Here is a 14,590-nt window from a genome sequence, read left to right as displayed (position 1 = left end):
ATGTAGATGGACCCATTGACATGGACAGGTGCGCTGGACTGGGTGAACCCATTGCTGGGGGGCGCGGTGTTGGTCGTGCTGCTTGGCATCGCGATGCAGATGGTCTGGCCCCTGCTGCCCACTTCCCCTGCGGGAGCGCGCCGCTTGGGGCAGCTTACCTCGGCGGGGATCGCGGCGGCGACCGCGCTGCTGATGGTCTATGTCGTCGGGGGCATTTTCTTGGGCGCCGAGGCCGGCATCTTTGGCGGCATGTCGCAACGTCTGCTGCCGGTCTGGATTGCGCTGATCGTGACCTTTGCCCTGTCGATCACCTTCAAACGCCGGCTGGGGCTTTATGGCAAACTGTTTGACAGCACCGTTGGCATGATCGGCTTTGGGTTGGTGATGTTCTGGGTCTATACGGGGCTGTTCGGCGGGGTGTTCGACATGATCGTGACCCATGATAGCCTCAGCCAGACCTCGGGCATGAAGAACAAGCTTCCCGGCACACCGCTGGCCCGCGCTGAGGACGGCGACTACCCGTGGTTCCTGCTGGGCGGCGATAACCTTGCCCGCGATGTGTTCAGCCGCCTGATCAAGGGGGCTTGGGTGGTGATCCAGATCGCGCCGATGGCGACGGTCTTTGCCTTTATGGTGGGGATCACGCTGGGGCTGCCTGCGGGCTATTATGGCGGTAAACTGGACGTATTCCTGAGCTTTATTGCCAATCTGATCCTCGCCTTTCCGGTGATCTTGATCTTTTATCTTCTGGTCACCCCCGAAATCGTGCTGACCGGACTGCCGAATTACATGGCAATTGTGCTGTTCATCTTTCCGCTGGTGTTCCTTGGGGTGCTGCTCAACACACGTCTGCGCACGCAGCCAGGCACCCGCACGCCGGTGCTGGCCGTGGTACTGGGGCTGGTGGGCTGGCTTTACCTCGCGATGATCTCGGACGATGGGGCCTTGGTGCGCACCCAGACCTACGAGATCCCGGGCCTGCCTGCGTTTCTGGATTTCCTCGACATCGGGCCGGGGTTGCTGGTGGTCTTTGTCGCGGTGGTTTTCGTCAATGCGCCCACAGTATTCCGCATCGTGCGCGGGCTCGCACTGGACATCAAGACACGCGACTATGTGGCGGCCGCGCAGACCCGCGGCGAAGGACCGTGGTACATCATGCTATGGGAGATCCTGCCCAATGCCCGCGGCCCCTTGATCGTCGATTTCTGCCTGCGCATCGGCTATACAACGATCCTGCTTGGCACGCTGGGGTTCTTTGGTCTGGGACTGGAATCCGAAAGCCCCGATTGGGGCACCACGATCAACGCAGGGCGCCGCCTGCTGGCGCTCTACCCCCATGCGGCAATCGCGCCGGCGCTAGCCTTGCTCAGCCTTGTGCTGGGGTTGAATCTGCTCGCGGATGGGCTGCGCGAAGAGAGTTTGCGGGATTGATTTGGGGGAACCGCCGCGGGGGCCAGCCCCCGCACCCCCGGAGTTTACTTGGCAAAATGAAGTATATGGTTGCGGTTGAAGGTAAGGGAGTTGGACATGGGCGAGGCATATGACGGGCCAGTTCTGGAGATCGACGGGCTGTCGATCTCTTTCTTCACACGGCTGCGCGAAATTCCGGCGGTGATGGATTTTTCGGTCTCGGTCAAACCGGGCGAGGCTGTGGGGCTGGTTGGTGAATCCGGTTGTGGTAAATCAACTGTCGCCTTGGGCGTGATGCAGGACCTTGGGGTGAACGGGCGTGTCGTGGGCGGGTCCATCAAGTTCAAGGGGCGCGATCTGTCCCAGATGAGCGCCGCTGAGTTGCGTCAGATCAGGGGCAGCGAGATCGCGATGATCTATCAAGAGCCTATGGCCTCTTTGAACCCCGCCATGCGGATCGGGCAGCAGTTGATGGAAGTGCCGATGATCCACGGCGGCATGTCGAAACGCGAGGCCCATGCCCGCGCCTTGCAACTGGTGACCGACGTTAAGCTGCCGGACCCCGAACGTATCCTCAAGGCCTATCCGCATCAGCTGTCAGGCGGGCAACAGCAGCGCATCGTCATCGCTATGGCCCTGATGTCAGAGCCGTCCTTGCTGATCCTGGACGAGCCGACCACAGCATTGGATGTCACGGTCGAGGCAGCGATCATTGATCTGGTCAAAGATCTGGGGCGCAAATACGGCACCTCTATGCTGTTCATCAGCCACAACCTCGGGCTGGTGCTGGACACCTGCGATCGCATCTGTGTCATGTACTCCGGCGAGGCGGTCGAGCGCGGGTCGATTGCGGATGTATTCGACGGCATGCGCCACCCCTATACACAGGCTCTGTTCCGGTCGATTCCGCTGCCCGGTGCCGACAAGACCGCGCGGCCGCTGGTCGCTATCCCCGGCAATTTCCCCCTGCCCCATGAACGCCCCGAGGGCTGCAACTTTGGCCCGCGCTGTGATTACTTTGTCGCGGGGCGCTGCGATCAGGGTGCCATTCCGATGCTGGACGTGCCCGAAAACACGCGACACGCGACCCGCTGTATCCGCCACGATGAAATCGACTGGGCCGCGCCGATGGCGCAAGCGGCGACCAAGTCGAAGGGCGAGGTTGGCGACGTCGTTCTGAAAATGGACAAGCTTAAGAAATACTATCAGGTGGCGGCGCATTCGATGTTTGGCGGCACCGGTACCAAAGTAGTTAAAGCAAACGAAGAGCTGAGCTTTGAAGCGCGTGCGGGTGAAACCCTTGCCATCGTTGGGGAATCCGGTTGCGGCAAGTCCACTTTTGCGAAGGTACTTATGGGGCTGGAGACGGCCACAGCCGGTCATCTGCTGCTGGATGGCCGTGATATCGGCACCACCGCGATCGAGGATCGGGGGACACAGACCGTCGCTGATATCCAGATGGTATTTCAGAACCCTTTCGACACATTGAACCCGTCAATGACCGTGGGCCGCCAGATCATCCGCGCGCTTGAAGTGTTTGGCGTGGGCACCTCCGCGCGTGACCGTAAGGCGCGTATGCTGGAGCTGCTGGATCTGGTCAAACTGCCGCGGGAATTCGCAACCCGCATGCCGCGCCAACTGTCGGGCGGGCAGAAACAGCGCGTGGGGATTGCCCGTGCCTTTGCCGGAGACGCGCGGATTGTGGTGGCGGATGAACCCGTCTCGGCGCTTGATGTCTCGGTTCAGGCGGCGGTGACAGATCTGTTGATGGAGATCCAGCAGGCCCAACAGACCTGCCTTTTGTTCATCAGCCATGACCTGAGCATCGTGCGATACCTTAGCGACCGGGTGATGGTGATGTATCTGGGGCATGTGGTCGAATTGGGCACCACGGATCAGGTGTTCTCTCCGCCCTATCACCCCTATACCGAAGCGCTGCTTTCGGCGGTGCCTATCGCCGACACGCGGGTGAAGAAAAAACATATTGTACTGGAAGGCGATGTCCCCTCGGCGATGAATCCGCCGCCCGGGTGCCCCTTTCAGACGCGCTGCCGATGGAAATCTCGGGTGCCGGGAAATCTNTGCGAGACGCAGGTNCCAGANCTGCGNNCGCTGGCGGCGGGNCATACGGTGAAATGTCATNTGGATGACGCGCAGCTTGCNGCGATGGAGCCGGTGATCGAGATGGACGTTNCGGCGCGCTNAACCNTTNGCTACGCATGAAAAAACGGCCACCGCATGTGCGATGGCCGNTTCTGCCTGATCGAGGCAGGGTGGCTTATTTGCTGACGCCGCTACCTGCGGTGTTCAGATTGCCGACCTGTTCGGCCACCTCATCGGCAAAACCGTTGATCATGACNTCGTAGAATACACCCTCGGTCGGGGCCACGGCGACATAGCCCTCGGGCACGACCTGATCGACCGAATAGGCGGCGACATTCACAGGGAAGCTNCGNGCGCCGATCGATTCATTGGGCGATGTGATGTCCACCACACCTTCGATCTCGTTAAATTCCTGACTNTCGCTCAGCATCGTATCCCCATCCAGCGAGATCTTGCGGATGTCGATGTTGATCGTCGGATCGCTGGCGTCATCGCTGCCCAAGACGCGGGCGGCCACGGCGGCTTTCAGATCCTCNGTGATCTGGGGGTAATATTCCATCGCGTTAGCGTCCTGCGCGGCGTTGATCGACGAGCTTACGTCAATCGCGGAGAAGGCGACCTTTTCGTCCGCAAATGCGGCAGAGGACAATGCGGCCAAGCTTACACCTGTGGCCAAGGCGATCGATTTAACTGAGTTGAACATGCGAATGCTCCTTATCTTCCTGATGCGCGCAGACCGTAGAAGACGACCTGCTGACGCTGTGGAAAGGGAACATCAGCCGTGGCGATATGGTTCCATCGCCGCGNAAAACGGCAAGCGGAAATCAGCATANNGCGGCGAAATANANNNTATTNANAGCCACTTATCGGGGTGCATCACAGACCCGCGATCACCTTCACATAGTTCTTGGTTTCGGCGTAGGGCGGGATGCCACCGTATTTCTTCACCGCCCCCGGCCCCGCGTTATAGGCCGCAAGCGCGAGGTTCCATGACCCGAANGCCTGATATTGNCGCTTGAGGTANCGTGCACCGCCATCAAGNTTCTCGTAGGGGTCGGTCGGNTCCACGCGCAGGATCCGCGCCGTTTCCGGCATAAGCTGCGCCAGACCAAGCGCGCCTTTNTGCGACCGCGCCGCAGGGTTCCAGCCGCTTTCCTGCTGNACGAGACGCAAGAAGAGATCCGCCGGAATGCCGTGGCGCATCGCGGCNTCGCGCGCCATGCCAAGATAGACGCCCTTGTACTTGCCGCGATATTTGGGTGTGTCCCATTTTGTCGGGGTGACCACGCGTTGTGGCTGCAACCGGACAGAGGCCGCATATTGTTTTGATGCCCGTGTGTCCAGAATCTTNGTCTGGGACGCAAAAAGCTTGGTCCGGNTCTTGGATGAAAACACATCGGCGGCAACCGGTGCTGCGCCCACAGAAAGGCAGCACAGCGCCGCCGTTAATACAATTCGCATATTGTCCCTGCCCCACGCAGTCTCAATTCCCGCAGACCATATCAAACTGACCCGTTGGTGCCACCCTTTATTGCCCCCTGTCACATCTGCGTGGGTCNCAACGGCGATAATCCCGCCNCCCCCCTGTTTATCGCAAACCCTGCTGGGTATAACGTCGGCCAATCCAAGGNGCGTGCGGGATTCGCGCGTGGCCCGTAAACTTGCAGCAAATGGGGGCATCATGGCCGGCTCAGTGAATAAAGTGATCCTAATCGGGAATCTGGGGCGCGATCCCGAAGTGCGTTCGTTCCAGAACGGCGGCAAAGTGTGCAACCTGCGCATCGCGACATCCGAGACATGGAAAGACCGCAACACCGGCGAGCGCCGCGAAAAGACCGAATGGCATTCGGTCGCGATCTTTCAGGAAGGGCTTGTGCGCATTGCAGAGCAGTACCTGAAGAAGGGTTCCAAAGTATATATCGAAGGCCAGCTGCAAACCCGCAAATGGCAAGANCAGTCCGGTCAAGATAAATACAGCACAGAAGTTGTCCTGCAGGGCTTTGGCGGCACGCTGACCATGCTCGATGGCCGCGACGGTGGTGGTTCCGGTGGTGGTGGCAACTACGGCGGCGGCGGTGGCGGCTACGACAGTGGCCCGTCGGATCAGGGCGGCTACGGCGGCGGCTATGACAGTGGCCCCTCGGGCGGTGGCAACGACGGTGGTCGCGGTTCCTCGCGCGATCTGGATGATGAAATTCCNTTTTGATATCAATNNGATACCANANATANTTAAGGCGGGGAATTNCCCGCCTTTTTCTTTGTCGTGACTCAAGACGGGTGGGCGTCGCGCCCTAGCGGCGTTCGGCCAGCGCGTCATCCAGCAGCTGCAGCACCGCGTCCTTGGGGACATCGGCGGTGACAAAAGCATCGCCAATGCTACGGGCCAGAATAAAGCGCAGCTTGCCGTCGATGACCTTTTTATCCTGCCCCATCAGATCAAGCAGATAGGCGGCGTCCGGCAGATCTCCGTCGATGTCGCGCAGGTCGGTTTTCATCCCCATGGCCCGCAGATGCGCGCGGACGCGGCTGGGGTCCTCTTGCGCGCAAAGCCCCAAACGGGCGGACAATTCAAACGCCATCGCACAGCCGATCGCCACACCTTCGCCATGCAGCAACCGGTCGGAATAGCCCGTCGCCGCCTCAAGCGCGTGGCAGAAGGTATGGCCAAGGTTCAACAGCGCGCGGTCNCCGTGNTCNTTTTCGTCGCGCAGAACAATATCGGCCTTCATCTGGACAGACCGGCGCACCGCCTCTACGCGCAGCGCCATATCGCCNGCGGCCATCGCGGGNGCGTTCACCTCGAGCCAGTCAAAGAAGGCCGCATCCCCCAGCAGCCCGTATTTGACGACTTCGCCATATCCGGCGAGGAAATCNCGCGNCTGCAATGTGCCAAGCACGGCCGTATCGGCCAATACAAGGGACGGCTGATGAAACGCGCCGACAAGGTTCTTGCCCTGCGATACGTTGATCCCCGTCTTGCCCCCGACCGAACTGTCGACCTGCGCCAGAAGCGAGGTCGGGATTTGCACAAANCGCACNCCACGGCGCAGGATCGCGGCGGCAAAGCCCACCAGATCACCGATGACACCGCCGCCAAAGGCAATCACGACATCGTTGCGTTCGACCTTCTGATCCATCAGCCAATCGACCGTGCGGGTCAGCTCTGCCCAGCATTTCGTCGCCTCGCCCGGCGGCAATGCCAGCGCCTCGACGCTGATGTCAGCGGCGTCCAGTCCGGCGCGNAAACNGTCCAGATGGTGCGCCGCAACCGTTTCATCACTGACCACCACAACACGTTTGCGGCGCAACAGCGGGGCAATNAACGNGCCTGCTTNNGCCAACAGATCGGGGCCGATCACCACATCATAGGCGCGGCCCTCAAGACCGACATGAACCGTTTCTCGCATCACAGCACCTCAAGTACATCTGGNCGATCCGCCAGCGCATCCACCACGCGCTGCGCCATCGCGTCAATCGACAGCGCCGGCGTGCTGGCAACCGTCATATCCGCAAGCCGGTANATCGGCACACGTTTTTCGTAAAGCTCGGTCAGGGTGCCGCGCGGGTCAGCGGTGCGCAGCAACGGGCGCGAGGTCTTGTACCGNACACGGTTCCACAGCAGNTCAAGATCCGCATCCANCCACACCGACACNCCGCGGGCCGAGATATTCTCNCGGTTGGCTTCCGCCAGAAAGGCNCCGCCGCCGGTCGACAGGATGCCGGGCTCTTTATCCAGCAGACGCGAGATCACTTCGGTCTCGCGCTTGCGAAAGAAGGNTTCGCCGTCNCGCTCAAANATTTCGGGCACGGTCAGATTGGCAGCGGCCTCTATCTCGTGGTCGCTGTCCACAAAGGGCACGCCNAGTTTCGCGGCCAAAGCGCGACCCACGGCGGTTTTACCTGCGCCCATCATACCCACCATGACAACCGTCTTCTTAAGATGGTACCNAGGGGTGTTTTGGGCCGTATCGGCTGGGGATTGCTGAATTTCGCTCATTCTTGTGTGAATGACGTGATCTTGCCCAAAAGGCCATATATAGAATAGTCAAAAGATGCAGAAGAAAGCAGGCGGATTCCATGGGCAAGCTGATCAAGTTTCTGATTTACCTCGCAATTATCGGGTTCATCGGCCTTGCGGTCTATGCCTATGTGGGGCCGTTCTTCGGGGCGGACTTTGCACCACCCCAAGTCGAAATCCGCGAATCCGTGACGTTGGAGCAGCAATGATCCGATTTGTCAGGCAGCTAAGCGTTTTTTGCCTGATTGCCCTCCCCCTTGGTGTCGCCGCGCAAACCGCNGCGCAGAATGACCGGAACGCGCCTTTGTCGGTGATCGACTGGCTCGGCGANCGTCCCAAGACGCCGCAACCGACGCGCAAGGCCCCCGTNAAGCCGGACGAGGCCCCCGTGGCGCGGACCGCGCTGCCNCCTGCCGTGACCGTGGCCCCCTTGGGCAAAGGCGGGCCGCGCGCCATCGGGTTGGTGCCAACCAAGGTGACAGGGCTGCCGCAGGATCTATGGACGGGCAGCACCGCGGAAGACATCGCCCATCAGCTTGACCGTCTGCCAGAGCTTCACCTGCCCGTGGCCCATTCGCTGCTGTTTACCCTGCTGCTGGCGCAGGCAACCGCGCCGCAGGGGGATGCGAAACAGGGCGATGCGCTTGCCCTCGCCCGTGTGCGCACCTTGATGGATGCTGCGGCGCTTGACCCTGCGATGTCGCTGATCGAACAGGCGGGTGTCGAGACTTCGCCGGATCACTTTGGCCTCTGGATGGAGGTGAGCCTGCTTTTGGGCACAGAAGATCGTGCCTGCCTGCGGCTGAAGGACAAGCCCTTCCTGACAACGGATTACGGCGTGCGCATCCTTTGCGCTGCGCGGTCCGGGGAATGGGACACGGCGGCGCTGACGTTGGGGTCTGCCCAAGCGCTGGCGCTGCTGCCCGAAAGCGATCTGTCGTTGCTTGACCGGTTCCTCAACCCTGACCTTTACGAAGGGGCCGCGCCCCTACCCGGCCCGCGCGAGATGACGCCGCTCAAGTTCCGGCTTCTCGAAGCGATCGGAGAGCCGCAGCCCACGCGGAACCTGCCCGCCGCCTATGCTGTGGCCGATCTGCGCGATATCGCGGGCTGGAAAGCGCAGCTGGATGCGGCGGAGCGTCTGACCCGTATCGGCGCCCTGCCCGACAACCGGTTTCTGGGCATTTATACCGACCGTGAGCCTGCCGCCTCTGGCGGGGTGTGGGACCGTGTCGAAGCGCTCCAGCGGTTCGACACGGCCATGTCCAGCGGCAATACAGAGGCAATCGCCAAAGCCCTGCGCCCCGCGTGGCGCGCCATGCAGCAGGCCGAGACCGAAGTGACCTTCGCCACCCTCTATGCCGAGGATTTGCAGAGCACCGACCTTACCGGTGCCAGTGCCGCCCTGCGCGACCGTATCCTGCTGCTGTCACCGCTCTACGAGCAGGTTACCAGCGCCGATACGACACCGGCAGAGATTACATTCCTGTCGCAGATCGCGCGCGGCGAGGCCCCGAAAACCACGCCCGACATCCCCCACGCACAGGGGATTGCCAGCGCGTTCACGACGCCAACACCACGTNAGGGGCTGGTTGAAATGGCGCAAAACGGTCAGTTGGGCAGCGCCATCCTGCATACNATTGCCCTGCTAGAGGACGGNGCCCGCGGNGACACGGCTGCCCTGCGCGATGCGATCTCTACCCTGCGGGCCTTGGGGCTGGAAGATGCCGCGCGGCGGGCNGCCCTGCAGACGTCTTTGCTGGAGCGTGACTGATGCAGACCGAGTTGCTGCACTGGATTTCNACCTTCCTAGAGGCGCAGGCGGCGGAACTGGGCGCGGCCACGAACACGCAACTCGCCTATGGGCGCGANCTGAAGGATTTTGACAGTTTCCTCGCCCGCCGCGCCTTGGATTTCGTCACGGTCGGTCGCAAGGATATCGAAGCCTATCTGGTCTGGTGCGACGCGCAGGGGCTTGCCAAATCCACCCGCGCACGGCGGCTGTCGGCGATCAAACAGCTGTACCGTTTCGCCTTTGAAGAAGGGTGGCGCACCGATAACCCCGCGATCCAGATTGCCGGTCCGGGGCAGGACAAACGTCTGCCCAAGGTGCTGTCAGAAGACGAGGTNGACCAGCTGCTCGACGCGGCGCGNCANTCGGGGCGCAACACCTCGGACCAGCTGCGCAACACCTGTTTGATGGAGCTGCTNTACGCCACCGGCATGCGGGTGAGCGAGNTNGTGAGCCTTNGGGTCANCGCGGCCCGCGGCGANCCGCGTTTGCTNTTGATCATGGGCAAAGGCGGCAAGGAACGTCTNGTGCCNCTGTCTGACCCNNCGCGCGAGGCGCTGGCGGCATGGCTGGTGCAGCGCGANAANACNGANGAGGCCGCACAGGCCAAGGGCAAACCNGCGTCGATCTACCTNTTCCCCAGCCGCGGCAGNGCCGGATANCTGACGCGCCACCGCTTCTATTTGCTGATCAAGGAATTTGCCCTGACCGCCGGTGTTGATCCGTCCAAGGTCACCCCCCACACGTTGCGCCACGCCTTTGCCACGCATCTGCTGGCCAATGGGGCCGATCTGCGGGCGATCCAGACGATGTTGGGGCACGCCGATGTCGCCACGACCGAGATCTACACCCATGTCCTAGAAGCACGTCTGTCCGAACTGGTGCTCGATAATCATCCACTGGCCAAGGCGGCGCGGCGCAGTTCCGGCGGCAAGACATCCTCTGACGGCCAGTGACCGGTCTCTAGCGCTTTATGGTAGCCTTGGGTCAGCCCCGCCTGCACCATCGCGCGGGCGGCGGCGGCATGGTCATAGTNNAGCCGGTGAAACGNCACCTGCCCNGCATCAAGCACCGCAAAACGGGTCTGCGGTGCGCCGTCGTTGGGCGGCATNCCGATGACACCGGCGTTGATCCACATCCCCCGCGCNGTCTGCCGNTCAAANGCCACCCCGCANTGCCCNGCGATGATCCCGTCCACCGGACCGATGCTGNGCTCNACCGCCTGCCATTCCGCGTCAAACACGGCCTCGGGCGAGACGGGCCAGATNAAGCGGGCGATATCNTGGTGCCCCCCGTGGATCACGGCATANCGCTTTCCGGCGTGGTGAAAGCTGAGGATNTCCGGCACCTGCCCCATCCAGTCGCGCTGCGCTTGGGTGATCTGCGCGCTGGCGTAGCCGTACCAGCCGACCGACAGCAGATCNCAGGCGCTGCCATCCTCGAACCCGCAGCCGCAGTCCATCGCACCTGCGGCAAGCTGCTTTTCACAATTCCCCGCCACCACCGCNATGCCACTGTCCTGCATCCTGCCGCTGACGGCATGGGCATCGGCGCAATAGGCCACGACGTCGCCGGTGCAAATCATCCGGTCCGGCCCCACCCCTAAGGCNCGCGCNCGGTCAAACAGCGCGTCAAGCGCCTGCAGGTTGGAATACGGACCGCCGAACAGCACAATCGGCCCGTTCAATTGTCCCAAATCTTGATGGTTCACCCTGCTCATCCCTTGAATGAAACCGCACACACGCCCATAACCCTATGAGCAAACGGATAAGGTATACTCACAAATGGACACGGCCCCCGCAATCCTAGACGGCGCATTTTGGATCAGCAGCGGTATCATCCTGTTNCTTCTGGTGCTTTCCGGCTTCTTNTCGGGNTCNGAAACGGCNCTGACGGCGGCATCGCGGGGCAAGCTGCGGGGTCAGGCGGATAAAGGGTCCAAGGGGGCGGAACGTGCGCTCAAGATCACCGAGGATAACGAGCGGCTGATAGGCTCTGTCCTGCTGGGCAACAATCTTGTGAACATTCTTGCAGCCTCGCTTGCNACNGCGCTGTTCACGCGGGTCTTTGGCGAATCCGGTGTGGCGCTGGCGACGCTGGTGATGACGCTGCTGGTNCTGATCTTTGCCGAGGTTCTGCCCAAGACCTATGCGATCACCAANGCTGAAACCGCCGCCGCAGCCGTGTCGCGGCCCATTGCGCTGGTCGTGCTGATCTTCAGNCCCGTGGTGTCGGCCGTGCGGTTTCTGGTCCGCGGCATCCTGCGCCTGTTCGGCGTGACCATCGACCCTGACAGCAACATCCTTGCCGTACGCGAGGAAATTGCGGGGGCGCTGCAAATCGGCCGCTCTGAAGGCGTGGTAGAGAAGGAAGACCGCGACCGTATTCTAGGCGCGCTCGACCTGCGCGAACGTATGGTGGAAGAGGTCATGCTCCACCGGTCAGGGATCGAGATGATCGATGCCGCCAATGACCCTTCGCAGATCCTTGAACAGATCCTGGAAAGCAACCACACCCGCCTGCCCGTCTACCGCGATGATCCCGAGAACATCATNGGNGTGATCCATGCCAAAGANCTGCTGCGTGCCATGTACAAGCACATCAGCGGTGCCGAGGATGACAAACCGTTCAAGACGTTCAAAATCGCCGATATCGCGATGAAACCCTATTTCGTGCCCGAGACATCTACGCTNGACGAACAGATGCGCCAGTTCCTACGGCGCCGCACCCATTTTGCGCTGGTGGTGGATGAATATGGCTCGCTTCAGGGGTTGATCACGCTCGAGGATATCCTNGAAGANATNGTNGGCGAGATCACCGATGAATTCGACCCNGANGCGGACCACGGCGTGACCAAGGCCGAGGACGGGCANTATTTCGTCGATGGGGCCATGACGATCCGCGACCTGAACCGCGCNACGGAATGGGANTTGCCNGANGAAGANGCCAATACCGTCGCCGGTCTGGTGATCCACGAAGCGCAGATGATCCCGACGCCCAATCAGGTGTTCTCTTTCCACGGNTTCCGGTTCGAGGTCATCGCCCGCGATGGCAACCGGATCACACAGCTGAAAATCCGCCCCCTGTAAAAGCCNCCCTCAGGTGGTGTCGGTGTCNGTGTCGTTGTCCATCTTTGGCGCGTCATCCTCNGTATCGCTGNGCTTTACCGCGTCACGGACCGCATCGCGCACGTCTTGGCTGGCGCTTTNCATCAACTGCGCCCGGTCGGGTTCAAAGTCGATCTTGGCAAGCGCGCGTCTGAGGTGACGTTCGGCAGCCCTGCGCGCGGCNATGCGNAGCCCCTCGTCAGGGTGNCGCATCAGGCCNTTCAGCGTGGCTTGAAGCCGCTGCTGCACCTCGACCACNGTACACCCGTCCCGCGCCAACGCGCCAAAAGCGTCCTGCATCAGGTCAGACGGGTCCAGCGGTGCGACATAGATGTGGTCCAGCACCTCGTCGCGGTCCCTTTCGGTCTCGTCCTCGTAAAAGCTNAGGATGCGGCCNATGCGGGTGATCACGTCGATCGCGGTGCCGGGGTCNTTNACNCCNGGCGACAGCGCCTTTGACGCGACCTCTCCCATCACGATGAGNCCAAAGCGCGGATCCTGATCATAGGTNCGCANATCGCCGATGNTGATNCTGGCATTGATCCCTGCATGCAGCGTTTCATCGGTGTGTTCATCGTCCTTGGGCTGCCCCACGCGGTCGATCATCATCAAAGGTTCGTTGACGAAAACAAAGCTGCCGATGTTGCGCTTGAGATAGATCTTCACCCCGTGGTTTTCCGCCACGGTNTTCAACGCTTCGGGNTAGATATGCTGGATATAGCCNTTTTCATCCGCGGTGAACGGCTTTGCACTGTCGGGGATATCNCCNGTCAGNGGNTTGGCCCCGAGGCAGGGNTTANGCAGNCGTTCCTTGAAGGTGCGGCGTGTCTGATCCTCCACCTGTCGCGAGGTATCGATCAGGCTGCCAAANGTNTGCAGATGCAGCACCCAGCGGATCAGGCTGAACACGATCACCGTCAGNACGATCACCGTCATNACGAACAACACGAAAGACCGCTTGTCGTCGAACACCCCAAGTTCGCGCAGGATGATGGCGATCAGCGCATACACATAAGCCCCGATAAAGACGGCCAGCGTATTCTGGGTGGTGCGGTCCTGCACGATCAAGCGNTGAATGCGCGGCGTCCATTGGGTCGAGGTGCTGCGATATACNGTGACCATGACGCTAAGCGAAAAGGTGGTGACCGCAAGCATCGCGTTGGCGATGATCGACAGCAACCGGTCCGCCGCACTGCCGGTCAGATAGGTCGCGAGAGATTGCGGGATCCAGCGTTCGATCAACATGCTCAGCAGCAGCGACAAGACCGCCANCAACCCCATGATCAGCACCCGCACCCAAAGCTTGCGGCTGTATTCACGGCCCTTGCGGAGCAGTGTCGATGGCAAAAGGAAGTCAANNTTCATAGGGTATGTCCGCGTCATGAAGTGCCATGTTCAACAAGCTTGCGCGGAGATCACNTGGCTTACAAGCCCAACGCCCTATTNCGCCCGANGGTTCAAAAATGCCGGGCNAAATCAGCGGGTNGGACTGATGCTATGCTCTTACGGTGGTTGAACAATTCTGGCTATGGTCGGTNTATGAGCCATGACATCCCCATCATCCTGCTGGCCGCGGGGCAATCCTCGCGGATGCGGGGGCGCGACAAACTGCTTGAGATCGTGGAGGGCGAAGCGCTGCTGCGCCGACAGGCACGGATNGCGCGGGCGGCGACGCGNGGNGCGGTCATNGTNGCCCTGCCACCTGCGCCCCACCCNCGCTACGCGCTTGTGGCTGATATGGAGGTTGAAGCGCTNCCCGTTCCCGACGCGGCAGAGGGGATGAACGCCTCGCTCCGCGCGGGGTTTTCAGTGCTTCCCACCGGTACGCCTGCCGCGATGGTGCTGCTTGCCGACCTGCCAGAACTGACTGAAGATGACTTGAANACCGTCTTTCANGCCGTTGATATTAAATCAAATTACACGGTATGGCGCGGTGCGACGNCGGATGGAAAGCCGGGTCACCCCACGGTTTTTGCCGCCTGCCATTTTGATCATTTTGCCCGGATGCAAGGTGACACCGGCGGGAAAGAGATCATCGCACAGGCTCAGGACCAGACGCTGCTGATCCCCCTGCCGGAGAACCGCGCGCGACTGGACCTTGATACGCCCGAAGCATGGGCCGCATGGCGCGCGGCNCGCTGACCGGCCCCTGACCACNTA

11 protein-coding genes are annotated in these 14,590 nt (G+C 61.2%); 7 read left to right on the top strand and 4 right to left on the bottom strand.

Features of this window, described 5'->3' with window-relative positions; all coding sequences use genetic code 11:
- The first annotated feature begins 6 nt into the window (after positions 1 to 6).
- Together CBB63_RS10570 and CBB63_RS10565 are read left to right on the top strand one after the other, a co-directional pair.
- On the top strand, positions 7 to 1,431 hold the full coding sequence (locus tag CBB63_RS10570; RefSeq protein ID WP_286699106.1) for an ABC transporter permease: 1,425 nt from the start codon (positions 7 to 9) through the stop codon (positions 1,429 to 1,431).
- 96 nt (positions 1,432 to 1,527) lie between these two features.
- Positions 1,528 to 3,633 carry a dipeptide ABC transporter ATP-binding protein gene (locus CBB63_RS10565; protein WP_286699105.1) on the top strand — a complete coding sequence of 702 codons (2,106 nt, stop codon included), beginning with the start codon at positions 1,528 to 1,530 and terminating at the stop codon, positions 3,631 to 3,633.
- Positions 3,634 to 4,389: 756 nt separating this feature from the next.
- Here the strand turns inward: CBB63_RS10565 and CBB63_RS10555 are convergent.
- Positions 4,390 to 4,974 carry a lytic transglycosylase domain-containing protein gene (locus tag CBB63_RS10555; RefSeq protein WP_286699103.1) on the bottom strand — a complete coding sequence of 195 codons (585 nt, stop codon included), beginning with the start codon at positions 4,972 to 4,974 and terminating at the stop codon, positions 4,390 to 4,392.
- Between the two features lie 220 nt (positions 4,975 to 5,194).
- Between CBB63_RS10555 and ssb the strand changes: the two genes are divergently transcribed.
- Positions 5,195 to 5,719 (top strand): single-stranded DNA-binding protein, encoded by a 525-nt coding sequence (gene ssb, locus CBB63_RS10550; protein WP_286699102.1) that lies wholly within the window; start codon positions 5,195 to 5,197, stop codon positions 5,717 to 5,719.
- Positions 5,720 to 5,804: 85 nt separating this feature from the next.
- Here ssb and aroB read toward each other — a convergent pair whose 3' ends face one another.
- Entirely contained in the window at positions 5,805 to 6,920 is a 1,116-nt protein-coding gene (gene aroB, locus CBB63_RS10545; RefSeq protein ID WP_286699101.1) for a 3-dehydroquinate synthase, read from the bottom strand.
- Positions 6,920 to 7,510 (bottom strand): shikimate kinase, encoded by a 591-nt coding sequence (locus tag CBB63_RS10540; RefSeq protein WP_286699100.1) that lies wholly within the window; start codon positions 7,508 to 7,510, stop codon positions 6,920 to 6,922. Before CBB63_RS10540 ends, aroB begins: the two co-directional genes overlap by 1 nt.
- Before the next feature lie 80 nt (positions 7,511 to 7,590).
- Here CBB63_RS10540 and CBB63_RS10535 point away from each other — a divergent pair, with 80 nt between their 5' ends.
- From CBB63_RS10535 to CBB63_RS10515, 3 genes are all read left to right on the top strand, one after another.
- Complete coding sequence (locus CBB63_RS10535; RefSeq protein ID WP_005853380.1) at positions 7,591 to 7,740, top strand: hypothetical protein; 150 nt, start codon at positions 7,591 to 7,593, stop codon at positions 7,738 to 7,740.
- 1,564 nt (positions 7,741 to 9,304) lie between these two features.
- Positions 9,305 to 10,279 carry a site-specific tyrosine recombinase XerD gene (locus tag CBB63_RS10525; protein WP_286699098.1) on the top strand — a complete coding sequence of 325 codons (975 nt, stop codon included), beginning with the start codon at positions 9,305 to 9,307 and terminating at the stop codon, positions 10,277 to 10,279.
- An 828-nt stretch (positions 10,280 to 11,107) separates the two neighbouring features.
- A complete protein-coding gene (locus CBB63_RS10515; protein ID WP_286699096.1) occupies positions 11,108 to 12,412 on the top strand; it encodes an HlyC/CorC family transporter in 1,305 nt (434 codons plus the stop codon).
- Positions 12,413 to 12,421: 9 nt separating this feature from the next.
- Here CBB63_RS10515 and CBB63_RS10510 read toward each other — a convergent pair whose 3' ends face one another.
- Entirely contained in the window at positions 12,422 to 13,795 is a 1,374-nt protein-coding gene (locus CBB63_RS10510; RefSeq protein WP_286699095.1) for a DUF2254 domain-containing protein, read from the bottom strand.
- Positions 13,796 to 13,969: 174 nt separating this feature from the next.
- On the opposite strand from CBB63_RS10510, the gene CBB63_RS10505 reads away from it, so the two are divergent.
- Positions 13,970 to 14,572, top strand: coding sequence for a nucleotidyltransferase family protein (locus tag CBB63_RS10505; protein ID WP_286699094.1), 603 nt, complete (start codon positions 13,970 to 13,972; stop codon positions 14,570 to 14,572).
- Positions 14,573 to 14,590 lie beyond the last annotated feature (18 nt).

Source organism: Sulfitobacter sp. TMED3, from assembly GCF_002167505.1.
In the GTDB taxonomy this organism is placed as follows: Bacteria; Pseudomonadota; Alphaproteobacteria; order Rhodobacterales; family Rhodobacteraceae; genus Sulfitobacter; species Sulfitobacter pontiacus.
The sequence above is the reverse complement of the archived record's forward strand: the minus strand, read 5'-3'. Positions and strand labels throughout refer to the sequence as shown.